This window comes from Celeribacter ethanolicus, assembly GCF_002407265.1.
Classification (GTDB): domain Bacteria; phylum Pseudomonadota; class Alphaproteobacteria; order Rhodobacterales; family Rhodobacteraceae; genus Celeribacter; species Celeribacter ethanolicus.
Window position 1 is genome coordinate 2059046 of the sequence record NZ_CP022196.1, and the last position, 23946, is coordinate 2082991.

Here is a 23946-nt window from a genome sequence, read left to right on the forward strand (position 1 = left end):
ATCCGCAAGGAAACTGTAGATGTCTTCAATCAAATGTTACGGCGTTCATTACGAACTCGAAATGGTTGAAAAAAACAACTTCAATATTTTTGGATGGGAACCAACCTACGAAGATTGGCGGAGTGAGCCAAGAGATCCAGAATTTGTCTTGAACGATCAAAGAGGCGTTTACATTTTACAGGATGTTAACAGAACGCCTCTTTACGTCGGGCGTGTTGGAACTGGGAAAAAACGGCTCGGGAACCGGCTTTGGGATCACACACGGAATGACAACCGAAAGAGATGGACACATTTCTCATGGTTTGGATTGAATGAACCCAGCCCGTATCAGCCAGCTGAGAACGCGAGTATCACTACGAGCGATCTGGGCGTGGTAAGTTTGGAGAACAAAGATGAAACTTCTTTGGAAGAACTCGAAGCATTCTTGATCTCTGCAATAGACCCACCGCTAAATAAAAAAGGTGGCGATTGGGGGAGTGCCCGGAAAATTCTACAATGGTCACCTTGGGAGAAAGTTTCTTTATCTGAACTCAGTGAAGAGCTTCATAAACTGCGCCGAGAACTAAAAAAGATTTCCCAATGACCCCCCTCCTCACCCTCCTCGCCCTCGCAGGCCTCTTGCACATCGCGCAATTCGTGGTGGCCTCTTACATGGCGAATGTCGATCTGGGGCCGGGGTACACCACCTCTCCACGCGACCGCGCCCCCTCGCGCGAGATGCGCCCCGCCACCGGACGGATGCTGCGCGCCTATGACAATCACATTCAGATGTTCCCCTTCTTCGCCGCGGGCGTGTTCCTGATCCACCTGACGGATCAGTCGAGCGCCGTCACGCTTGGCGCGGCATGGGTCTATCTGATCGCACGGGTGCTCTATGTCCCCGCCTATGCCTTCGGCTGGCAGCCGTGGCGGAGCTACATCTGGATGCTCGCCATGCTCTGTTGTGCCACCCTGTTTATCGCCGCGCTCGTCTGAGCGCTTAACCAAAAATGCCCGACGGATGTCCGACACAAGTCCGACGCAAATCCGACACTGAAAAACGACTTAAAGACCAAGGAGAAGACCATGGCATCTTATGACGTCATCATCATCGGCGCTGGCCCCGGCGGCTACGTCTCTGCCATCCGCTGCGCCCAACTGGGCCTCAAGACCGCCGTGGTCGAAGGCCGCGAGACGCTGGGCGGCACCTGCCTCAACGTCGGCTGTATCCCCTCGAAAGCGCTCTTGCACGCCTCGCACCTGCTGCACGAAGCGGAGCACAATTTCGCCGACATGGGCCTCAAGGGCAAATCCCCGTCCGTCGACTGGGACCAGATGAAGAAATACAAGGACGACGTCATCGGCCAGAACACCGGCGGCATCGAATTCCTGTTTAAAAAGAACAAGATCGACTGGCTCAAAGGCTGGGGTTCGATCCCGGCTGTGGGCAAGGTGAAAGTCGGTGACGAGGTCCATGAGGCCAAGAACATCATCGTCGCCTCCGGTTCCGTGCCGACCGCCCTTCCGGGGGTCGAAGTGGACAATGACAAGGGCATCGTCGTGGACTCCACCGGCGCTCTGGCCCTGCCGAAGATCCCGAAGAAAATGGTCGTCATCGGCGCCGGTGTGATCGGTCTGGAGCTTGGCTCCGTCTACGCCCGTCTCGGCGCGGAAGTGACCGTGGTGGAATACATGGACTTCATCACCCCCGGCATGGACGGCGAAGTGCAGCGCCAGTTCCAGAAAATCCTTGGCAAGCAAGGCTTTACCTTCATCCTCGGCGCTGCCGTGTCGGGTGTTGAAGCCTCGAAAACCAAGGCGAAAGTGAACTATAAGCTCAAAAAAGACGACTCTGAGCACTCGCTCGACGCCGACGTCGTTCTGGTCGCCACCGGGCGCAAACCCTTCACCGACGGTCTGGGTCTTGCCGAGCTGGGCGTCGAGTTCACCCCGCGCGGTCAGATCAAAACCGACGCGCATTGGGCCACCAATGTGCCGGGCATCTACGCCATCGGCGACGCCATTGTCGGCCCGATGCTGGCCCACAAAGCCGAAGACGAGGGCATGGCCGTCGCCGAGGTGCTGGCTGGCAAACATGGCCACGTCAATTACGACGTGATCCCGGGCGTGATCTACACCACGCCGGAAGTCGCCTCCGTCGGCAAAACCGAGCAGCAGCTCAAGGAAGAAGGCCGCGCCATCAAGGTCGGCAAATTCTCCTTCATGGGCAACGCCCGCGCCAAAGCCGTGCATCAGGGCGAAGGTTTCGTCAAACTGATCGTCGACAAGGACACCGACCGCGTTCTCGGCTGCCACATCATCGGCCCGGGTGCCGGCGATCTGATCCACGAGATCTGTGTCGCAATGGAATTCGGCGCCTCGGCGCAGGACATCGCCCTGACCTGCCACGCCCACCCGACCTTCTCCGAAGCGGTCCGCGAAGCCGCTCTGGCCTGTGGCGACGGCGCGATCCACGCTTGATGCGTTTGAAATCAAAAGAAAAGGCGCTCTCCGGAGCGCCTTTTTCGTTAGCCCTTTGCGGCCTCTTCCAACCGCTTGGCATGTTCGCGCCGCAACTCTTTGCGCAGCTCCGCTGCCCGCCAGCGTTGCTTGTCCACCTCGGTCTCCAGCGTGAATTGCGGCACAGTCACGGTCTTGCCGTCGTCATCCACCGCCACCATGGTGAAGTAACAGGAATTGGTGTGGCGCACCCGATGCGTTCGAATGTTTTCCGCCTCGACCCGGATACCGATCTCCATCGAACTGCGGCCCACGTAATTCACCGTCGCCCGGAAATGCACCAGCTCCCCCACATGGATCGGCTCCTTGAACATCACCTGATCAACCGACAGCGTCACCGCATATTGCCCGGAATAGCGCGACGCACAGGAAAAGGCGACCAGATCCAAGAGCTTAAGAAGAGCGCCCCCGTGCACCTTGCCGGAGAAATTCGCCATGTCCGGCGTCATGAGTTCGGTCATTTCCAGATAGCGCGCCATGGCAGTCCCCTTGCCTGTTCCCTTGCACCCAGAACACTCTGCGGCGCAGCAAAGGTCAAGCGCCCGGTCGCGCTTTGCCTCAAACCGCCAGCATCCGCAGCCCCTGCGTCACGTCAGACCGCACCGCAAGCCGAAGTCCCGGCTCATCGCCTGCCCTGAGCGCCGCCACGATCAGCCGGTGATTGTGTGGCACTTCCGTGCGGTTCAGACGGGCATATAACGCCCGCATCGTCGGCCCCAATTGCAGCCAGACGGTCTCCGTCAACGCCAGCATCGCCGGCGCCTGCGCCCGCAGGTAAAGCGTGCGGTGAAATTCGAGATTGGTACGGATATAACCCACGTCATCGTGTTTCGCGACCGCCTCGGCAATCGTGCTGTTGATCGCCTGAAGCCGGTCGATCAGCGCGATATGCGCCCGCGGCAAAGCGCGCGAGGCCAGTTCCGGCTCGATCAGCGCCCGGATCGCCGCCAGTTCCTCAATGCGCTCGTTCGACAGCTCCGGCGTCGACACCCGCCCCGAAGCCGAGAGGTTCAGCCCGCCATCCGCCACCAGCCGCCGCACCGCTTCGCGCGCGGGGGTCATGGAGACGTCGAACATCTTGCCGATGCCGCGCAGGGTGAGCGCCTCGCCTGGGCGAAATTCGCCATGCATGATGCGCGTGCGCAAGGCCCGGTACACCCGGTCATGGGCGGCGGAGGAATGGTCGGTCGGTCGGGGGGATGGATGGATCATGGCTGCTATGTGATCACAAAAAGCGGCAAGGTCAATCCGTCTCGAACCGCCAGCCATGCAACTGCTCACCCTCGCGGCGCAACCAGTCACGATGCGCCTTGTGTCCCGGACAGATGCGCGCCACATGCGCCCAGAACCGCTCCGAATGGTTCATCTCCAGCCGATGCGCCATCTCATGTGCCGCGACATAGTCCAGCACCTCAGGCGGCGCCATCACCAGCCGCCAAGAATACATCAGATTGCCCTGAGACGTACAGGATCCCCAGCGCGACCGCGGATCGCGCAAAGTGATCCGCCCGTAGCCGACGCCAAGCGCCTCCGCATAGCGATCAGAGGCCGCGCGCAGCCGCATCTGCGCCTCGAGCCTGAGAAAGGCCCGCACTTTCGCCGCCACGCTCTCGGGCCCGCCCGGCACCTGCAAAGCGCCGTCCATGACCTGCGCCCGCCGTCCCTGCCCCGGCATGATCATCAACTCACGCCCCAGAAACGGCAGATGCGCTCCGAACACCGGCATCCGGTCCGGGCTGCGCCCTGCGAGATGCTTGCGAATCCAGTCCTGCTTTTCCTCGACGAAGGCGATCGCCTCCGCCTCCGGCAGCCGCTGCGGCATCGACAGCGTCACCCGCCCGTCGAGACGCGACACCCGCAAAGACAGCCGCCGCGCCCGCGCGGAGCGCTTCAGCGTCACGGATACGGGCGGTTCCCCCGGCAATCGGATTTCGCGCATTTTTGACCTTTCGCCCCGGTTTTTCCTGCCATACCCTGCCTGTAGCGCCCAGACCATGGTCTTTACGGTTTTTTGAGGGAAAAGCCTTTGACACCTCTGTCACGATATGGCATGGCCCGCAAAATCTCCGCAATGGATCAGTGATTAACGAAAGGGATTCATCATGCCCAAAGAGGAATGGGGTACCAAACGGCTTTGCCCCACCACCGGCAAACGGTTCTATGACCTGAACCGCGACCCGATCGTGTCCCCCTACACCGGCGAAATCGTGACCTTCGACGCGAACAACAAATCGCGCGTCGCCATCGCCGAAAAAGTGCAGCCGCGCAACGACGAAGATCTCGACACCGATGACGATCTGCTGCTCGACGACGACGCCGACATGGATCTCGACGACGATCTGCTCGACGATGACGACGACGACGACAACGTGTCGCTCGACGACATCACCGATGTCGCGGCCAACGACGACGAATAAGCCGTCCAAAGTGGCGGGCTGAAAATTTCACAGGATTTTTTCAGGCCCGTCATTTTTTCGCTTGCAACCCCAGGCGAGACAAAATAGGAAGCGCGGGCGGACGGAAAACGCCCTCCCGCGAAACGCAAGACCGGCGTCACAACGGTCGATTTGGGGCCTTAGCTCAGCTGGGAGAGCGCTTGCATGGCATGCAAGAGGTCAGGGGTTCGATCCCCCTAGGCTCCACCAAATTTCCTTTGAAAAGCACCAGACGAGCCCGACTTTGTTGTCAGAGGATTTGCCTCTGCCGCGCAGACCGGTGTCGTTTTCCCTCAAAAATCTTATGCTGTTTCTATCCACGCGCCCGGGTGGGGCGCGACGCGACGAGGGTGTGCCGGTGATGTACGTCGGTTGGTTTCTATCCACGCGCCCGGGTGGGGCGCGACGCGGGATACGGCCTCACCGTCTGATCCAACCATTTGTTTCTATCCACGCGCCCGGGTGGGGCGCGACCCGCATCCCCGATGATGGGGCAATCATCAACTGTGTTTCTATCCACGCGCCCGGGTGGGGCGCGACCGCAGCCTCGTCGGCGTTGGTCTTGAAAAGGACGTAGTTTCTATCCACGCGCCCGGGTGGGGCGCGACGGGATATATTTCTTTTCCCGCTGCATCATCTCTGGTTTCTATCCACGCGCCCGGGTGGGGCGCGACCAATGTCTCCCGCCGCCTCGTCCGCGTTGGTTTTGTTTCTATCCACGCGCCCGGGTGGGGCGCGACTTCATCCCGTGGTGTAAAAAAAAGTGAGGCAATGTGTTTCTATCCACGCGCCCGGGTGGGGCGCGACGTCCGACACGTTCCGTTGACCAAAGACATACTGAGTTTCTATCCACGCGCCCGGGTGGGGCGCGACGGGTTTTTGTCGATCAAACGACGATAGATACGGGCGTTTCTATCCACGCGCCCGGGTGGGGCGCGACGTTTTGAGCGGCGGGCAGATGTAATGGAGGTTTGTTTCTATCCACGCGCCCGGGTGGGGCGCGACCAAGACCAAGATCATGAGCGACATTCTGAGCTACAGTTTCTATCCACGCGCCCGGGTGGGGCGCGACCCGTGGACCCGCCCCCCATCACGCCGCGTTGGTAGTTTCTATCCACGCGCCCGGGTGGGGCGCGACCGCGGTCCACGTCGCCAAACTCTGCCGATGCAAAGTTTCTATCCACGCGCCCGGGTGGGGCGCGACGTGCTGGGCAAAGCGCTGGCGTCGTCGGGCCGGATGTTTCTATCCACGCGCCCGGGTGGGGCGCGACAATTGCGCGCGGGCATATTCCTCGCTCGTGGAGCCGTTTCTATCCACGCGCCCGGGTGGGGCGCGACAAATGTGGTGCACGGTCGTGCCCTCCATAAAGATAAAGTTTCTATCCACGCGCCCGGGTGGGGCGCGACGATCGCGTCGTCCGTCGTGCTGGCGAACGCCGGGTTTCTATCCACGCGCCCGGGTGGGGCGCGACATTCGGTTGTGTCGCAACAGATCAAGCGAGATCTGGCGTTTCTATCCACGCGCCCGGGTGGGGCGCGACGAATTGTTGGTGTCGAGACCGATACCACGAACCGGTTTCTATCCACGCGCCCGGGTGGGGCGCGACTCGGTCACGCGATGGACACCGCCGACGGACTTCGGTTTCTATCCACGCGCCCGGGTGGGGCGCGACGCTCTCTTCATAACCCTTTGAATGCGCACGCGAAACAACAACTGCTCCGCGAACCTGAGGAAACAATCGACGCGCCCCATATCCTGCGATATCGAGATTCGCCATCCACTTGAAAGATAAGTATATTTCCGCGCGCGAACCCTCCCATGCCTGGCGGGGCGCTTGGGGTTCGCATCAGAAGATCAGGGGGCCATCGAAATCGGTCGCGGGTTTCGCCCCGACATGCTCCACCTTTGAGCGCCAGTTGGCGCCGAACATGTAAAACCGCAAGCTATCGTGCTCCGGCTCGATCAACGCGGTCAGGCGGGCGCGCAAAGCGGTCCAAAGCGCCGGGGGCAGGTCGCATTCGAACACCGAATACTGAACCCTCTGGCCGTAATCCTCACAGGCTCTGGCCACCTGTCTCAGACGTTTGCGGCCGGCCGGGGTGTCGGTGCGGACATCGTAAGTGATCAGGACCAGCATGTCACCTCCAGATCCAGGCGGGATAACCGTCCAGTTCGCCACGCAGGTGGCGGGCAAGGAGCTGCGCCTGCATCTGCGGGAAAAGGCCGAGCGGAACCGTTTCCTCGAAGAACGGGTGGCGGACGGTTTCACGCTTGCGGTCCTGCCAGGCCTTGAGCACCGTTTCACGCCCTTCGTCACTCAGCAGCACCGCACCGGTTTCCTCAGGTCGAAAATCACGGACGGACAACTGGCGACGATTGAGCAGGGTCAGGCAGGTGCGATCGGCCAGAGGCGCGCGGAACTCTTCCATGAGATCGAGCGCAAGGCTCATGCGCCCGGGGCGATCACGGTGCAGGAAGCCCATCTGCGGGTCGAGCCCATGGGTCTCGCAGGCCGCACGGCAATCTTGTGCCAACAAAGCGTAGAGCAAGGAGAGCACCGCATTGACCGGGTCGCGCGGAGGGCGGCGGTTGCGACCCTGAAAGGAGAAATCAGGGTTACGGAGAACCTGCGGAAAGGCGGTGAAATAGGCGTTGGCGGCCTCGCCTTCCTGTCCGCGCAGGCTGTCGAGATCCGGCGCGTCAAGGGCGAGGCGGGCGGCATCCGACAGGCGGCGTTCACAGCCGTCGAGCAGGGCGTAAGGCTCCGGCCCCATCGCCTTGCCGTAATCGCGCAGACCGCGGCGCAGCAGGCCACGCTGATTGGCGATCTTGGCGGCGACCATGGCCTGCGCAACAGGCAGGGCGCGTTCGGGATCGTCGGTCATCCTGTGCTGGGCCCGACGCAACAGGACATTGCCGGTTTGCGGCCCTTCGACCCGGGCAAGGAAGCGCCCGGTGGTCGAGAGGAAGGCGATGGAAATGCCGCTCTCGGCGCAAAACGCCATCAGGGGCGGGCTGATCACCGCCTGTGCGAAACAGACGATCTGCCCGAGCAGATGGGCGGGCGCGCGGCCCCGGTCATGGCCGTCGATGGCGATCACCACGGCCTGCCCTTCCTTGCGCAGGCTCGCCCCTTCAGACGTGACATAGAGCGTGTTGAGAAGTTTCTTCATTCGGGACCTTCCGGAACGGTGTCGCTGTCCAGCGCCCGGCTGAGCCAGGCACGGATCGCGGGCGGGTGTTCGAGGCTTTGCGGGCGACAGAGCTCCAGCAGGGAACAGGCCTTGCAACGCCCCGGAGCATAATGCGCAGGCGGCAGTTCCCCCTGCGCAAGCGCGCTGCGGGCCTCATCCGCGACAGACGATGTCAAAGAGCGCAGGTCCCGGTCGAACGCCACGACCACACGGCGCCGGGTTTCGCCGTAGAACAGGGCACCTTCGGGCACCGCTTGCCCCGTCATCTCCTCAAGACACAGGGCCTGGGCGCAGAGCTGCACCTCGTCGGCCTGGTGCGGTTTCGGGCGACCGCGCTTGTATTCGACCGGATAAAACCGATCGCCATGCACCTCGACCACATCGGCCACGCCATGAAGCCCCAGCCGCTCCGATCCGAGTTCGACCGCACGCAGGGTACGAATGCCCTTGTGCCGGTCGGTGGTGCCGCCATCGGCCCGGGCGTGCAGCACACGCCCCTCGGCCGTGAGGCTGTTCTCGGCCCAGAGCCGTTCGACATGGATCAGGGCACATTGGCGCGGACAATAAAGCCAGTGTTGCAGCGCCGAGATCGGCAGGCTCATCTGCTCCGCCGTCTCCATGTCACAGGGTCCATCTCACCATGGGCGCAAAAGCGTCACACCAGAGGGCAGATCCGTGTCATTCACCCGAATCTCGTAATCCGAGAAAGCCCGTGCCGGCGGCCAGTTGTGGCTGCGCGGATCGCCGACAGGAACAGTGTCCTCACCGGATTTTCGGAAGACCTCGATCCGCTCGAACAGGCGATGTGCCTGCGCATTCCCCAAGGCGCTGTCGTGTTTGAAGATGACCAGATCCTGCGCCGCCATCTCGCCGCGCGCCGCCGAGCGGTCGAAATCGAACATGTCGCGCAGAGCGGTCCAGAACAGATCGAGATCCTCGTCCGAAAACCCGGTCTTTTCCGCCAGTTTGGCGTTGATGAAGCCATGCACCACGTACAGGCCGAAGGGCACGATATGCTTGCGGCCCATTTCCCCTTCTTCCTTGTCGACGTCAGTGACACGGGTAATGGTCAATTCGAGTGGCATAATTGGCTCCACCGACCGTGCGAACCCAAGTTGAATCGGACCACGCACTTGGCCCGCATTCGGCCCAGTCGACATGACAGCACCAAACGCCCTGATGTCATAATACTGCGCGCAAAGCCATTCTTGCAGGAGGCGAATATCCTCTTGGGACCGTGTCTTGGCGAGCTTGGTTTCCCATTTCCCACTTGTATTTTGAAAAGTTGGCAGCTCTTTGACCTCGCAGGCTTCAGCGATTTTCTTGTTCAAGGGCTCCTTTTCCTTGATGAAAATCGCGTATCCTGGGCGCTCAAGCATATTGACATAATTGCGCACTTTACGTTTCAGCGCGACATCGGTGACCAGACCGTTGTTGGTCTCCGGGTCCATGCGCGGCAGGTTGCCCGCATCGGGATCGCCATTCGGGTTGCCGTCCTTGACGGTGAAGAACAGCGCGAAATCGTAACGATTGGTCAATGCGGTCATGTGGTTTCCCCCTCGACGACCGAAAGGTCGGACTCGGCGTCTTTCGGCTTTTTGTAAAATTTCTGATGGTAATACCCGGCCACGAACCGCCCCTGATCCTCCAGTGTCAGACTCCCCGGCAGGTTCGGGTCGAGCCCGCTCCAGATCTCGCCAATCTGCTCGTCGAACCAATACGCAAGCCCGCCCTTGTCGGACTTGCGCAGATTGGCGAGGTGATGGGTGGCCGTCTTGGTCAAAAGCGGAAAGACCCGTGCGGGCGTTGCCGAGGCGGCGGCGAAATACCGGTCACGGATCGTCGCGTTCAGCCCTGGCAACGCCGCCTGCTGGATGCTTTCGAGCACGGCAAAGAGGCGCCCGAGCCGATAGGCCGGGCTCGGGTTGTCTGGATCGAGGCTCACGGGAAACTCCTCCTTGAGATTGCGGGTCAGAACGGCTTTGCAAATGGCGGCACGGGCGCCATTGATCACCCCGTCGGCGCGGATGCGTCCGATCACGGCAGACAGCAGCGTGCGCGGATAAGGTGTCCCCATCAAGACGGCGCGCATGAGATCGCCGCCCAACCGGGGCGGAATATTTTCCGCCTTATGCTGCAATGCGGTCTCATACAGCAGCGCCCAGACGGCGGGCGGGCGCCGCCATGGCGCGGGTTCGATCCGCAGATCCTCGCGAAACCGCTCCACATGACGGGCAAAATCGCCCAGCGTCCCCGGCAGCCAGAACCGCACCGACAACCGCGCCGCATTGGGCGCAAGGCCCAGCACATAGACCCGTGTCGAGGGCGCAAATCGCGGATCGTCGGGCGCGCTTCCCCTGGCCAGAGCCTCCATGGTGATCTGCAACTTGCGATGCGCGGTCTTTTCATCTTCGCTCATGGCCTCGGTGTCGGGCGGATCGAAGAAATCAGCAAAAGCCATTTCCGCGGCTTCGTCGGTCTCCCGCCGGTCGGTCTCCGCCCAGAACACCGCCGTGGTCTCGCCGATACGCAGCGTGCGCCGCCCCGCCTTGCCGGAGCGCGCGAGCAGCGCGTTCAGAGCCGTGCCATAGGCGAAAGCCGCATGTTCCGAGACCGGTGCGTTGTCGCCTTGTTTGTGGCCGAAGGACTCAAAGGCCGAAGCGTTGAACGACACCAGAGAAGCGCCTGAGCTTTGTGACCCCATCACGCCCTTGATGCTTGGGTGCAGCCGCGCAGGCGCCGCCTGCGCCCCGGTCACGAGGCACAGCGGCCCCTTCGCCTCCGGTGCGCATGCGATCAGCGCACGGGCCGCAGCCCGACGATGCAGGTATTGACCACGCGCCTCGAAACTGAACACGACATTCTGGTCGAGCATCTCGCTTGGCAGGCCACGTCCAGAGAAATCCTCCCAATTCCAGTGATCGAGAAAGATCAGAAGGGCCAGCAAGCCCGGATCTTCGGCGCCACCGAGCCGTTCTCGATGCAGCGCAACAAAATGGGCATGTTCATCCGCCGTACGCCGCTCCTGACAGGGCTGCAATCGCCCCTCGGCATCGGCAAGAGGCTTTTTCTTCTCGTCCTTGAGCGCGGTCACGCCCAACACATAGGACGTCTTGTCCCACAGAAAATTCGGCGCAATCCCAGAGGACCGTTTGATCGCCGCCGGAACCGACAGGTTTTCCGGCACCATGCGCTTGCCATCCTGCGTCATAAGCGAATGCCACGCGATCAACTGCCCCTCGGCATCAATCACCAGTTCCGCACCGATCTTTTCCGTTGAATAGCCCGGGGCCGGGGCCTCCCCCGCCTCTTCCATGCGCTCATAAAGCGCCGCCAGAGCCGAGAGGATCGTCATCGCGCAAGCCCCTCTTGCCGGGCCTTCTCCAGGTCGATCACCCCGTCCTCCAGACGAGCATGAAAGAACATCGCCTCACGCCCCCGGTCATAGGCAATATCGTAGAGCATCCAGCCCAGATCGCGATTGCGCTCCGCCTCCGGCAGCGTGCTCTCCGGAAACTCCTCCACCAGTGTCACATCGGCGGGAAACTCGCGCACACCGAGGCAAGGCTGATGGAAATGCTGGCCTTTCTCCGCACGCCGTCGCGCCATTTCGATATGTTTGGCGGGATTGTCCTCCGCTCCGGCGCGTGGCGTCATTTCGAGATGCGCCTCGACGCCATAGACCACATGCCTGAGCGCCATCATGGCGCGTTGCTGGCGGTCCTCATCGACATTGAGATGCAGCCCCGACACGGTCCTCGCCTTCATCGCGGTTTTCACAGTGCTGGCGGAAATTTTCGACGCGATTTCATTGCGGCGGATGTTTTCAAACCGGACCGGCGCCAGAACGTGAATGCGGTCGATCACCCAGCGGATCGCCGGTTTCCAATGGATCGCTTCGATGACGCCGCGCGCCGCAGAAGGAGTCATCACATCGTAGGACACACGCTCGACCTTCATCTCCGGTCGCGTAAAACAGGCGTAATCGCCCTTGATCAAAAGTTTGAGGCCGTAAGACATTTCAAAATCCAAATTTGCCTCAGATTGGGACCGGTTCGGTCCCTCTGTCAAGCATACCGCGCTTTAGAAACTCAGAAACCCGAGATCATCCCAGTCGTCCCATTTCAGCCCCGTCTCGGGATCGTAAAGCTCCGGCCGATCGAGGATCAGGAACTGGTCTCCGAACTCCTCTGGCCGCAACACCGCTAGCAGCCCCGCGCCAAGCATCTTTTGCCGCACCTGTCTCGGCACCTGCACCTGATAGCTTTGCAGCCCCCGCGCGACGGCGCCCGCGCTGACGACATGCTGCATCGTCTGCCACTCCGCCTCCGGCACCCCCCAGTCGCCACCCCGGATCACCACCGGAAGCGCGCCCTCCGGAATCATCCGAAAAGCCTTTGCGACGGAGCCATAGGGCATGCCCTCCTTGTCACCGGCCTCCGCGATGCCAGAGAGGATGGGATACTCCCGGCCATCCACCTTGCCCGCATCCATCTTCTGCTTCTTCTCCCAGAAGACCTCCGCGAAATAGGACCGCACCGCCTCAAGCGACAGCGGATCGTCCGGGAAGAGCTCCAGCACACGGCGGGTCACCTCCGCCATCTGCTGCAATTCCATCGGCGGGCTGAACCCCTCGCCCGCTTCCGCCTCGAACACCACCACGCGCCCCAACTCCTCGCGTTCGGCATTGCGGTTGCAGCGCCCGGCCGCCTGCACGATACTGTCGAGCCCGGCAAGCGCCCGGTAGACAGTCGGAAAACTGACATCGACGCCCGCCTCGATCAGACTCGTGCTGACCAGACGCACCGGAGCGCCCTCCCGCAACTCTTGTCGCACCGTCTCAAGCACCGCCCTGCGATGGCGCGCAGTCATGTTGGTCGAAAGATGAAAGGCATGAGGACACGCCCGGAGCAGGTCGAAGACGGCCCGGGCCTGACGCCGGTTGTTGAGGATCGCCAGCCCACCCTCCCCCTTCGACAGCCGCCCGGCCAATGCTGCGTTGTCGAGTCCCCCCGCCTGCTCCACCCGCACCCGCTTCAGCGCCTCGTAGAGCGCCGCCGGGTCGGGCGCGAGTTCTCGCAGCGGCAAACCTCCCCCCCGCGACAGGGCTTCCGGGTGGGGGAATTTGTCTTCCTGCAAAACCGCAGGCTGGGTCGCCGTACACAGCACCAGAGAGCTGCGATACCCCCGGGCCAGTTCCCGAATGGCCGCCAGACTCGGACGCAGAAGATGCCGCGGCAGGGTCTGGGCCTCGTCGAGGATCACCACCGCATTGGCAATCCGGTGCAGCTTGCGACAGGGCGAGGTCCGTGCGGCATGAAGGCTTTCGAAAAACTGCACGGCAGTGGTCACGATCACCGACCGATCCCAGCGCTCAGCGGCGGTTTTGAGGTCGCGCGCCTCGTCGTCGCCCTGCCCCGGCCAGTCGAAGGCGGAATGGTGTTCGAGCACGATCTCGCCTTCGGGATCGCCCAGAACCTCGCGGAACACCGCCGCTGTCTGTTCCACGATGGAGGTGTAGGGAATGACGAAGATGACGCGCGCCTGACCGTGCCGGATCGCATGATCCAGAGCGAACCCAAGCGCGGCCAGCGTCTTGCCACCCCCTGTCGGCACAGTCAGGCTGAACAGCCCCGGATCGCACCCGGCCCTGTCGCGGACATGGCGGTGGATGTCCTGCCGGAGCGCATTGACCGCCCCCTCCCCCGACATCTGCGCCATATGGGCATCAAGTCGGTCGCGCAACTCCGTGAGCGAAACCGCGACCGGTTCGCAGACGACCCGCCCTTCGGCACGCTGGTAAAACGCCCGCGTCTCGCTGCGGTCCGCATCGACAAGCGCCGAAAACAGCATCCGTCCGAGAAACGTCACCGGGTAATTGACCTCCCCCCTGCCGAGCCCCCTCAGCGGCATCGGGAATTCGGTCATCCCCGGAATATTCCAGTCGTCAGGCGGGGTTATTTCCGCCTCCTCTTCGAGCCGGGCCTGAAAAATACGCCCCGCATCGCCCCCGTCGGCCAGTCCCGCGTGATGGCCAAGAACGACCTGCGCCATCACGGTGGACAAGAGCCCGGGCTGGCGAAAATACAGATAGCGTGCGCCCACGCCAGCATGCGGCTCATGGATTGCAGGATCGTTCAACCGTGCCTGAAACCGCGGTTTCATCTTGCCGAGATCATGTGCCCAGCCGAGAATCTCCGCCATTTGCGGCGCGAAACCCGCCGCATTGCGCCGCGCCGCATGTGCGACCGCGGCGGAGTGATCGAAAAGCGTTTCCCAGAGATCGGTCGAGCGATCCGGTAATGAATGCGCATAAATCATGCCGTTTCACGCTCCCTTTAGCGGTCGCATCTTCAATACGATGCCGGACACCCCCTGTGACCCGGCACGTCTCCTGCGCCGGGGGGATGACATCCATTCTGGCGGGGAACTGCGCCGCAGGCCATCTTTTTCGCACAGATCTCAGCGCCCGAACGCATCAGGCGCCTGCTTGCGCGTGCCCTGACGACACGCCTGACGCCGCTGCAAGCCGGCGGCGGCATCCAGCCCTGTCGCCCGGGACATCATCCGCAAAAACCAGAGAAGCATCTGAAACATGGCGATTTCCTTTGACCGTTCGCGTCAGGCGAGTTGTCTGGCACCGGCCACGCAGAGCACGGTGAGAACCGCGCAGGCGATCATCTGCCATGCAATCGGTTCGTGTAAGAGCAGGCCCGCCAGAAGGAACCCGAAGAAAGGCTGCAAAAGCTGCAATTGTCCAACCTGCGCGATGCCACCGAGGGCGAGACCGCGATACCAGAAGACGAAACCCAGCATCATGCTGAACACCGCCACATAGCCAAGGCTCCCCCAGGCCGCAGGAGAAATCGTCGTCAGCGCCGCAGGCCAGGTGATCCTCATCACGCCCACCATCACCGGGCACGCGATCAGCAGCGCCCAGGAGATCACTTGCCACCCGCCCAGGCGCCGCGACAGCGTCGCGCCTTCGGCATAGCCCAGACCGCAGACCGCGATGGCCGCCAGCATCCACAGATCTCCACGCAACGCGCCACTTGTACTTTGCGTCAGAGCAAAGCCCGAAACCGTTGCCGCACCGAGAAGCGAAAAGAGCCAGAAGCCGGGTTTGGGCCGCTCACCGCCGCGGAGCACACCAAAGAGCGCGGTCGACAGCGGCAGAAGTCCGATAAAGACGATCGAACGCGCCGCCGTGATGGATTGCAGCGCCAGCGCGGTCAGGAGCGGAAACCCGATGACCACACCGAGCGCGACCACCGCCAGCGCCACGAGATCACTTCGTTCCGGACGGCTTTGCCGCAGAACCGCAAGGCAAAGCACCCCCAGAAGAGCTGCAATCACCGCCCGCGCGGAGGTCAGGAACAGGGGCTCGAACTCCGCCACAGCCACCCGTGTCGCGGGCAGCGAGCCGCTGAAAATCAGCACACCGATCCCCCCGCTGCCCCAACCCGTCAGTTTTCGATCCATGCTGCCTCACCTCTTTGTCTCTTGGCCCTTTATCTCTGGGCCCTTTATCTCTGGGTAAGTGCGCACGGGTCGTGTAGACAGAGACAATTCCATACAATTCCTACAAACTGTATGGGATCACTGTGCGATACAATTTCGCGATGGAATTGCAAAATGGACGAGAATGATGGCCGGACCGAAAACGGAAAGCCTGATGCAGGCCCTGCGCGACCGGATCGCCAGCCGCGCCCTTGGGCCGGGCGATCGCATGCCGTCGGTCCGCCGCTTTGCCGCACAGATGAATGTGTCCCCGTCCACGGTTGTCGAGGCCTATGACCGGCTTACCGCCGAGGGCATGATCCGATCGCGGCCCGGTTCCGGCTTCTATGTGACGAACACACATCTTCCGCCCATGAAAGTCGCCGGGATGGGACCGCCGCGAGCGCGCAATGTCGATCCGTTCTGGGTGTCGCGGCAATCCCTCGACGCCCGCCCCGGCACATTGCAACCGGGCTGCGGCTGGCTGCCGGAAGACTGGATGCCGCAAGACGCGCTGCGCAAGGGACTGCGGGCGCTGGCGAAAAGCGATGCGGCCCTCCTGACCAACTACGCCTCGGCGCGCGGCTCGGAGACCTTGCGGCGCTGTCTTCTGGGCCGCTTTGCCGAAGATCATCTGAGCCCCACACCGGGCCAGCTCATGCTGACCGCATCCGCATCCCAGGCCATGGACCTGATCTGTCGGCTGTTGTTGCGCCCCGGCGACACGGTTCTGGTCGACGATCCGGGCTATTTCAACTTTCACGCTCTGCTCAGGACACATCAGGTCCGGATTGTCAGCATTCCCTACACCCATGACGGGCCCGATCTCACCGCCTTCCAATCCGCCCTGTCCGGGGCGCCCCGGCTCTACATCACCAATTCAGCCCTACACAATCCGACCGGCGCAACCCTCTCGCCGCAGGTCGCACATCGGCTGCTGTCCCTGACGGCACAGACCGATCTGACAATCGTGGAAGACGATACGTTCGCCGATCTCGAACCCGATCCCTCCCCCCGGCTCGCGGTGCTCGACGGGCTGAACCGGGTGTTGAGAATCGGCGGGTTTTCCAAAACCCTCTCGGCGTCCGTGCGCTGCGGCTATATCGCCGGGCGCGCCGACTGGATCGAGGCGCTCGTCGATCTTCAGGTCGCCACGAGCTTTGGCGGACCGAGTCCGGTCGCCACCGAATTGCTCGCCCAGGTGCTGACTGGCGGGAGCTACCGCAAACATATCGCCGAACTGCATCGACGGCTGGCCCGGGCACGCAAAACCGCGATCACACGCCTCGCCCCACTTGGCATCACCCCATGGGTCCTGCCTCAAGGGGGATTTTACCTATGGTGTCGCTTCCCGGAAGGCACCGACACCGGTCAGGTTGCACAACGCGCCATGGAGGCTGCCGTCATGCTGGCTCCCGGCAACGTCTTCAGCCCCTCACAAACCGCCGCAAGCTTCATGCGTTTCAACGTCACCCAAATGGACGCCCCCCGCGTCTATGACGTGCTGGCGGCCGCGATGCGCTAACCCCGGGAGGCCTGTGGGGCGGAATCTCCCCCTGCCATTCCTCAACCGTCGCACCGGAAAATCCCGTTCTTTGTCGCCCGGCAAAACCCAAGCGCCCCACTTTCCAACGCGAACTTTGACAATTTGCGACGGAATCCACAAAAAATTAACGGGTCGCCGTCAGGATGCAGCCAAATGACATCCAGTTCCAGAAAGCGGTCCACGATGCTTCGAGCCCACCTGTCCAAACTCTCCACACGCATTTACGCGATCGTTGCCGTTGCCGTCATCATGATCGCCGCACTCACGCAAATCATCCTCAACATCGCCTATGATTCCGCCTTCAGCATGCGGGAACAACACCTGAGCGATGTGGTCGACACCGCGATCTCAAGCCTGGAAGAGCTCCAGCAGGATGTCCAATCCGGCGCCCTGACCCCGGAAGAGGCCAGGGACACGGGGCGCGAGGTCCTCATGGGGCTGCGCTATGACGAGACCGGCTACTTCTTCGCACTCGACTTCAACAACCGCATGATCGCCCACCCGATCAAGACCGAATGGATCGGCCAGGATCAATCGGACTATACCGACACCCGCGGCACCCAGATCTTCGTTGCCATGTCCGATGTCGCCAAGGCTCAGGGCGGCGGCACCATCACCTATTTCTTCGACAAGCCGGACGGCAGCGGCGACGAAGAGAAAATCAGCTATGTCAAAACATTCGAACCCTGGGGCTGGATCGTCGGCACCGGCTCCTACCTTTCGGACATCCACGCCCAGCTCGCCTGGATGACGAAGATCGGCTATGGCGTTCTGATCGCAACCCTCGTGATCCTCCTGACCATTTCGACCCTGCTCGTCCGCAGCGTCACCCGCCCGCTCGACGCCATCAAGCTGCGCATGTCCCACATGTCCGAAGGCGACACGGAAACCCCCGTACCGATGACCGAAGCGGAAAACGAGATCGGGCAAATGGCCCGTGTCCTCGAAGTGTTCCGCCTGGCCCTGGTGGAACGTGCAGAACTGGAAAAAGCCCAGACTGCCAAGGACGCCGAACTGGCACGCGAGCGTGAGGAAAATGCCGAGCGCGAACGCCAGGCCCATCTGCGCGAGGAGGCCGCCGAAGCGAAACGTCGCGAAGAGCAGGACGCCGCGCGTCAGGAAAAAGAGAAGGCCCGCGAAGCCGCCGAACGAGAACGCGAGAAAAACCTGCAGGAACAACAACGGGTCGTATCTTCCCTCGCTGAAGGCCTCGGCGCCATGTCCCGCGGCGATCTCACCGTACGCATCGAGGAAAGTTTCCCCGAATCCTATGAGAAACTGCGCAATGACTTCAACGATGCCGTCGAAAAGATCGCACGTCTGGCAGGCACCATCGTCGAAGGAACGACAACGATCATCTACGAGACCGACAACCTGAACAGCGCCGCGATTGATCTGAGCCGCCGGACGGAGACACAGGCCGCCTCGCTCGAGGAAACCGCAGCCGCGATCACCGAATTGGCCGCTTCCGTCGACAGTTCCGCAAAGAGCGCACGCGACGCAGCGACAACCGTCGGACAAACCAAGCAACGCTCCATGGCCGGGCGTGACGTTGTCCAGCGCACAGTGAAGGCCATGAGCGACATCGCGGAAAGCTCCACTCAAATCTCGAAAATCACCAGCGTGATCGACGACATCGCCTTCCAGACCAATCTTCTGGCACTGAACGCCGGAGTGGAAGCGGCCCGGGCCGGCGAATCGGGACGCGGTTTCGCCGTCGTCGCCTCCGAGGTGCGCGCCCTGGCCCAACGCAGTTCGGAAGCCGCCAACGAAATCGCGAAACTCATCGAGACCTCCGGGCGTCAGGTGGACGAGGGCGTGGAACTGGTCAACGCCTCCGGCGATGCGCTGGTCGAGATCGAGACACTCGTGTCCAATCTCGACGCCTTGATGAGCACGATCGCCACCTCTGCCTCCGAACAATCCGTCGGCCTGTCGGAAATCACCACGGCGGTCGGGCAACTGGATCAGGTCACCCAACACAACGCGGCGATGTTCGAAGAAACCACGGCCGCCCTCCAGTCCCTGAAGGCTCAGGCAACCGCTCTGGAACGCGACAGCTCACAACTCAAGACCAGGCAGAACGATGAAGCGGTCAGACTCGCGTCCTGACCCCTGACATCGACATACCGGCGCCTCTGCCTGGTGCCGGTATTTTTGCACCGCGCATTTTTCACACTGCATTTCCACCGTGACAATCCAGCCCGGACGATCAGACCTGTCATGAAAGCCTGCGCGCGAGTCGCACACTCCCGTGCCCGGCGATGAAATGCCACGCGTTCCCGCCACATCCGGCTTGAAGGCCCCGCTTGTCAATCGCCCAGGCGTCGCGCGCCCCGATCACCAATCCTCTTCCGCGCTGAAAACCTAACAATCTGTAAAGTAACGCATTTTGTCCGAACTCAGCGATATTTGTAAATAAAATTAACTAAAAGTTGTAAAATTCGTCAATTACTTTACTAAAAAATCCATTCAATGCAGCAACTTAAAGGCAAGTTCACAAAAAGATTATAAAGATAAAGGCGAGGAGGAGGTCCGCGGGACAAGCGGGCCACATGTGATATTTCTGGGAGGCCACATGTCTGACGACACGAACAAGATGACCGTTCCCTCGGAGGCGTTTGCCTCAGAGGCCTTGATTTCCGCGACGGATTACGAGGATCTGTACCGCCGCTCGGTGGAGGATCCGGTGTCCTTCTGGGCCGAGCAGGGCAAGATCCTCGACTGGATGGAACCCTACACCCAGGTGAAGAAGACCTGTTTCGATTTCGGTCGCGTCGACATCAAATGGTATTCGGACGGCGTTCTGAACGTCTCTGCCAACTGCATCGACCGCCATCTGGCGCGCAAATCCTTGCAGACCGCAATCATTTTCGAGCCCGACGATCCCAACGAACCCGCCCGCCACATCACCTACAAGGAGCTCTCCGACAAGGTGAACCGCATGGCCAACGTGCTCCTGAGCCAAGGCGTCATGCGCGGCGACCGGGTTGTGATCTACCTGCCGATGATCCCCGAGGCCGCCTATGCCATGCTCGCCTGCGCCCGCATCGGCGCGATCCATTCCATTGTTTTCGCAGGATTTTCCCCCGACGCCCTCGCCAACCGCATCAACGACTGTGGCGCCAAGCTGGTCATCACCTCCGACACAGCACCCCGCGGCGGTCGTCGCACGCCTTTGAAGGCCAACACCGACGCCGCCCTGCTGCACTGTTCCGACAAGGTCCGCTGCCTCGTCGTCAAGCACACCGGCGACCAGATCTCCTGGGTTCAGGGCCGCGATGTCGATGTCAAATACCTGATGGAGCACGCCAGCCCCGATTGCCCGCCGCGTCCGATGAATGCCGAAGACCCGCTCTTCATTCTCTATACGTCTGGCTCCACCGGCAAACCAAAAGGCGTCGTCCACAGCTCCGGCGGCTACCTCGCCTATGCCGCGCTGACCCATAAATACGTCTTCGATTACCACGACGGCGACGTGTTCTGGTGCACCGCCGATGTCGGCTGGGTCACCGGCCACAGCTACATCGTCTACGGCCCGCTGGCCAATGGCGCGACCACCGTCATGTTCGAAGGCGTGCCGACCTACCCCGACGCGGGCCGGTTCTGGGCCGTTTGCGAAAAGCACAAGGTCAACCAGTTCTACACCGCCCCCACAGCGCTGCGCTCCCTCATGGGCCAGGGCAACGAATGGGTCGAGAAATACGACCTCTCCTCGCTCAAAGTGCTGGGCTCCGTCGGTGAGCCGATCAACCCGGAGGCCTGGAACTGGTACAACGAGGTCGTCGGCAAGGGGAACTGCCCGATCGTCGACACCTGGTGGCAGACCGAAACCGGCGGCCATCTTCTGACCCCGCTGCCGGGCGCGATCCCGACCAAACCGGGCTCCGCCACCCTGCCCTTCTTCGGCGTGCAACCGGTCATTCTGGATGCCACCACCGGCGAGGAAATGACCGAGACGGAGGCCGAAGGCGTCCTCTGCCTCAAGGACTCCTGGCCCGGCCAGATGCGCACCGTCTGGGGCGATCACGAGCGCTTCCAGGAAACCTATTTCCAGCAATACAAAGGCTATTACTTCTCCGGCGACGGCTGCCGCCGCGATGCCGATGGCTATTACTGGATCACCGGCCGCGTCGACGACGTGATCAACGTGTCGGGCCACCGCATGGGCACCGCCGAGGTCGAAAGCGCCCTCGTCGCCCACGCCAAGGTCGCCGAAGCGGCGGTCGTCGGCATGCCGCATGAGCTCAAGGGCCAGGGCATCTACGCCTATGTGACGCTGATGAACGACGTCGAACCCTCCGACGCGCTGCGTGCGGAACTGGAGAAATGGGTCCGCACGGAAATCGGCCCGATCGCCAAACCGGACTTCATCCAATGGGCGCCGGGCCTGCCCAAGACCCGCTCCGGCAAAATCATGCGCCGCATCCTGCGCAAAATCGCCGAGAACGACACAGGCTCCCTCGGCGACATCTCAACCCTCGCCGAACCTCAGGTCGTCGACGAGCTCATTCAGAATTCGCTTTACCAAAAATCTGCGTGATTTTTCACAGATATGGTAGGCTAATGTATCGCCCCCACGAAATGAGGGGCGGTGCACCCAAGGCCCAGAGGGCCATCAAGGAGAAAAAGAACGGTTTCCGCGAGGAGGCGGGGCCGTCACTTTGGAAGACCCGCCCCCATCGGGATCGCGGGTCGGGGACAAAAGGGAGGACCGCTCATGGCGGACAATTCAGACAACAACGCCTATTGGTCGGCAAACAAGCGGATCATCGGCATCTCACTGGTGATTTGGTTCATCTGCTCTTTCGGCTTCGGCATTCTGCTGCGTCCGATGCTTTCGGGCATCAAAATCGGCGGCACGGATCTCGGCTTCTGGTTCGCCCAGCAAGGCTCGATCCTTGTCTTCCTCGTGCTCATCTTCGCCTACGCGGCCCGGATGAACAAACTCGACAAAGAACACGGCGTCGACGAGTAAGGAGCGACATCCATGGATCAGTTTACCCTCAACCTCATCGTTGTGGGCGCGACCTTTGCGCTCTACATCGGGATCGCGATCTGGGCCCGTGCGGGTTCCACATCTGAATTCTATGCCGCCGGCCGGGGCGTTCACCCGGTTCTCAACGGCATGGCCACCGGCGCGGACTGGATGTCTGCCGCCTCCTTCATCTCCATGGCGGGGATCATTTCCTTCGGCGGCTACAATACCTCTGCCTATCTGATGGGCTGGACCGGGGGCTATGTGCTTCTGGCAATGCTTCTGGCGCCCTACCTGCGCAAATTCGGCAAATTCACCGTGCCCGAGTTCATCGGCGACCGGTTCTACAGCCAGACCGCGCGCACCGTGGCCGTCATCTGCCTCATCACCGCTTCCATCACCTACGTCATCGGCCAGATGACCGGTGTGGGCGTCGCCTTCTCCCGTTTCCTCGAAGTGGACAAGACGACCGGTCTTTTGATCGGCGCGGCCATCGTGTTCTTCTATGCGGTCATCGGCGGCATGAAAGGCATCACCTACACGCAGGTCGCCCAATACGTCGTCCTGATCATCGCCTACACCATCCCGGCGATCTTCATCTCCCTGCAACTGACCGGCAACCCGATCCCGCCGCTCGGCCTGTTCTCCGACCATGTCGGTTCCGGCGAACCGATCCTTGCGACGCTCAACGGCCTGCTGCAGGATCTCGGCTTTGCAGAATATACCAAGCAAAGCGACACCACCCTGAACATGTTCCTGTTCACCATGTCGCTGATGATCGGCACCGCAGGCCTGCCGCACGTCATCGTGCGCTTCTTCACCGTGCCGAAAGTGTCCGATGCACGGTCGTCCGCAGGCTGGGCGCTTGTCTTCATCGCGCTTCTCTACCTGACGGCCCCGGCGGTTGCGGCCATGGCACGCGTCAACCTGATCGACACCTTCTACCCGAACGGCACTTCGGAAGCTGCGCTTTCGCTCGCTGAAATCGAAGCTGGCGTCGACAATCAGGGCAATCGGGTCGACTGGGTCCGCAACTGGGAAACCACCGGTCTTCTCGCCTTTGACGACAAAAACGGCGACGGCCTGATCGAGTATAACGCCTCTGCCGAAAACGAGCTGACGGTGAACAACGACATCATCACGCTGGCGAACCCGGAAATCGCGAACCTGCCCGGCTGGGTGATCGCTCTGGTCGCCGCCGGTGGTCTGGCTGCCGCTCTCTCGACCGCTGCGGGTCTCCTGATGGCCATCGCCTCCGCCGTGTCGCATGACCTCATCAAGTCGCAGCTCAACCCGTCGATCTCGGAAAAAGGCGAGCTGATGGCCGCACGGATCGCCATGGCCGTGGCCATCGCGGTGGCGACCTACCTCGGCATGAACCCCCCGGGCTTCGCCGCGCAAACCGTGGCTCTGGCCTTCGGTCTGGCCGCCGCCTCGATCTTCCCGGCGCTGATGATGGGCATCTTCTCGAAGCGCATCAACAACAAGGGTGCGGTCGCGGGCATGGTCTCCGGTCTGGTGGTGACGATCGTCTACATCTTCCTGCACAAAGGTTGGTTCTTCATCGCGGGCACCAACTCCTTCACCGATGCCGATCCGCTGCTGCTGTCGATCAAATCGACCTCCTTCGGCTCCGTCGGTGCGCTGGTGAACTTCGCGGTCGCTTATGTGGTCTCCAACGCCACGGATGAGCCGCCGGCGGAAATCCAGGACCTGGTCGAAAGCATCCGCATCCCGCGCGGTGCCGGTGCGGCCGTCGATCACTGAGATCGGTTCGGGCTGGCCTTCAGGCC

21 protein-coding genes, 1 tRNA gene and 1 CRISPR repeat array are annotated in these 23946 nt (G+C 61.8%); of the genes, 10 read left to right on the top strand and 12 right to left on the bottom strand.

The features are described from left to right. Positions 1-19 precede the first annotated feature (19 nt). From CEW89_RS20810 to lpdA, 3 genes are all read left to right on the top strand, one after another. Positions 20-583, top strand: coding sequence for a GIY-YIG nuclease family protein (locus CEW89_RS20810; protein WP_157779822.1), 564 nt, complete (start codon positions 20-22; stop codon positions 581-583). Then, entirely contained in the window at positions 580-975 is a 396-nt protein-coding gene (locus CEW89_RS10160) for an MAPEG family protein (RefSeq protein WP_096805823.1), read from the top strand. The genes CEW89_RS20810 and CEW89_RS10160 overlap by 4 nt, the downstream gene beginning before the upstream one ends. Before the next feature lie 90 nt (positions 976-1065). Beyond that, positions 1066-2460, top strand: coding sequence for a dihydrolipoyl dehydrogenase (gene lpdA, locus CEW89_RS10165; protein ID WP_096805824.1), 1395 nt, complete (start codon positions 1066-1068; stop codon positions 2458-2460). Between the two features lie 47 nt (positions 2461-2507). Here lpdA and CEW89_RS10170 read toward each other — a convergent pair whose 3' ends face one another. From CEW89_RS10170 to CEW89_RS10180, 3 genes are all read right to left on the bottom strand, one after another. Continuing rightward, a complete protein-coding gene (locus CEW89_RS10170; protein WP_096805825.1) occupies positions 2508-2978 on the bottom strand; it encodes an acyl-CoA thioesterase in 471 nt (156 codons plus the stop codon). A 79-nt stretch (positions 2979-3057) separates the two neighbouring features. Further along, positions 3058-3711: a GntR family transcriptional regulator gene (locus CEW89_RS10175; RefSeq protein WP_066710873.1), complete on the bottom strand. Its 654-nt coding sequence runs from the start codon at positions 3709-3711 to the stop codon at positions 3058-3060. 31 nt (positions 3712-3742) lie between these two features. Then, complete coding sequence (locus CEW89_RS10180) at positions 3743-4438, bottom strand: M48 family metallopeptidase (RefSeq protein WP_096805826.1); 696 nt, start codon at positions 4436-4438, stop codon at positions 3743-3745. Between the two features lie 163 nt (positions 4439-4601). Here CEW89_RS10180 and CEW89_RS10185 point away from each other — a divergent pair, with 163 nt between their 5' ends. Together CEW89_RS10185 and CEW89_RS10190 are read left to right on the top strand one after the other, a co-directional pair. Then, a complete protein-coding gene (locus tag CEW89_RS10185) occupies positions 4602-4916 on the top strand; it encodes a TIGR02300 family protein (RefSeq protein WP_096805827.1) in 315 nt (104 codons plus the stop codon). Between the two features lie 152 nt (positions 4917-5068). Then, positions 5069-5144, top strand: a tRNA-Ala gene (locus CEW89_RS10190). 99 nt (positions 5145-5243) lie between these two features. Beyond that, positions 5244-6607: direct repeats of the CRISPR family, unit length 32 nt; unit sequence GTTTCTATCCACGCGCCCGGGTGGGGCGCGAC. Between the two features lie 174 nt (positions 6608-6781). On the opposite strand, the gene cas2 is transcribed toward CEW89_RS10190, so the two are convergent. From cas2 to CEW89_RS10230, 9 genes are all read right to left on the bottom strand, one after another. Next, positions 6782-7072, bottom strand: coding sequence for a CRISPR-associated endonuclease Cas2 (gene cas2 / locus CEW89_RS10195; protein WP_096805828.1), 291 nt, complete (start codon positions 7070-7072; stop codon positions 6782-6784). 1 nt (position 7073) lies between these two features. Continuing rightward, positions 7074-8108, bottom strand: a complete 1035-nt coding sequence (gene cas1c / locus CEW89_RS10200; protein ID WP_066710863.1) for a type I-C CRISPR-associated endonuclease Cas1c — start codon at positions 8106-8108, stop codon at positions 7074-7076. Further along, positions 8105-8749, bottom strand: coding sequence for a CRISPR-associated protein Cas4 (gene cas4 / locus CEW89_RS10205; RefSeq protein ID WP_096805829.1), 645 nt, complete (start codon positions 8747-8749; stop codon positions 8105-8107). The genes cas1c and cas4 overlap by 4 nt, the downstream gene beginning before the upstream one ends. A gap of 15 nt (positions 8750-8764) precedes the next feature. Beyond that, complete coding sequence (gene cas7c, locus CEW89_RS10210) at positions 8765-9676, bottom strand: type I-C CRISPR-associated protein Cas7/Csd2 (protein ID WP_096805830.1); 912 nt, start codon at positions 9674-9676, stop codon at positions 8765-8767. Continuing rightward, on the bottom strand, positions 9673-11484 hold the full coding sequence (gene cas8c / locus CEW89_RS10215) for a type I-C CRISPR-associated protein Cas8c/Csd1 (RefSeq protein WP_066710854.1): 1812 nt from the start codon (positions 11482-11484) through the stop codon (positions 9673-9675). The genes cas7c and cas8c overlap by 4 nt, the downstream gene beginning before the upstream one ends. Further along, positions 11481-12149 carry a type I-C CRISPR-associated protein Cas5c gene (cas5c, locus tag CEW89_RS10220; protein WP_096807199.1) on the bottom strand — a complete coding sequence of 223 codons (669 nt, stop codon included), beginning with the start codon at positions 12147-12149 and terminating at the stop codon, positions 11481-11483. The genes cas8c and cas5c overlap by 4 nt, the downstream gene beginning before the upstream one ends. Before the next feature lie 63 nt (positions 12150-12212). Next, positions 12213-14450: a CRISPR-associated endonuclease Cas3'' gene (locus tag CEW89_RS10225; RefSeq protein WP_096805831.1), complete on the bottom strand. Its 2238-nt coding sequence runs from the start codon at positions 14448-14450 to the stop codon at positions 12213-12215. 141 nt (positions 14451-14591) lie between these two features. Beyond that, complete coding sequence (locus CEW89_RS21415) at positions 14592-14726, bottom strand: hypothetical protein (protein ID WP_280522616.1); 135 nt, start codon at positions 14724-14726, stop codon at positions 14592-14594. 24 nt (positions 14727-14750) lie between these two features. Next, positions 14751-15611, bottom strand: coding sequence for a DMT family transporter (locus CEW89_RS10230; protein ID WP_096805832.1), 861 nt, complete (start codon positions 15609-15611; stop codon positions 14751-14753). 166 nt (positions 15612-15777) lie between these two features. On the opposite strand from CEW89_RS10230, the gene CEW89_RS10235 reads away from it, so the two are divergent. The 5 genes from CEW89_RS10235 (at position 15778) to CEW89_RS10255 (ending at position 23920) form a co-directional block, all read left to right on the top strand. Continuing rightward, positions 15778-17154, top strand: coding sequence for an aminotransferase-like domain-containing protein (locus tag CEW89_RS10235; RefSeq protein ID WP_244906047.1), 1377 nt, complete (start codon positions 15778-15780; stop codon positions 17152-17154). A gap of 204 nt (positions 17155-17358) precedes the next feature. Next, on the top strand, positions 17359-19287 hold the full coding sequence (locus CEW89_RS10240) for a methyl-accepting chemotaxis protein (protein WP_096805833.1): 1929 nt from the start codon (positions 17359-17361) through the stop codon (positions 19285-19287). Between the two features lie 487 nt (positions 19288-19774). Continuing rightward, positions 19775-21718 carry an acetate--CoA ligase gene (gene acs, locus CEW89_RS10245; protein WP_198403549.1) on the top strand — a complete coding sequence of 648 codons (1944 nt, stop codon included), beginning with the start codon at positions 19775-19777 and terminating at the stop codon, positions 21716-21718. Positions 21719-21895: 177 nt separating this feature from the next. Next, positions 21896-22153 (top strand): DUF4212 domain-containing protein, encoded by a 258-nt coding sequence (locus tag CEW89_RS10250; protein ID WP_096805835.1) that lies wholly within the window; start codon positions 21896-21898, stop codon positions 22151-22153. 12 nt (positions 22154-22165) lie between these two features. After that, complete coding sequence (locus tag CEW89_RS10255) at positions 22166-23920, top strand: sodium:solute symporter family protein (protein WP_096805836.1); 1755 nt, start codon at positions 22166-22168, stop codon at positions 23918-23920. Positions 23921-23946 lie beyond the last annotated feature (26 nt).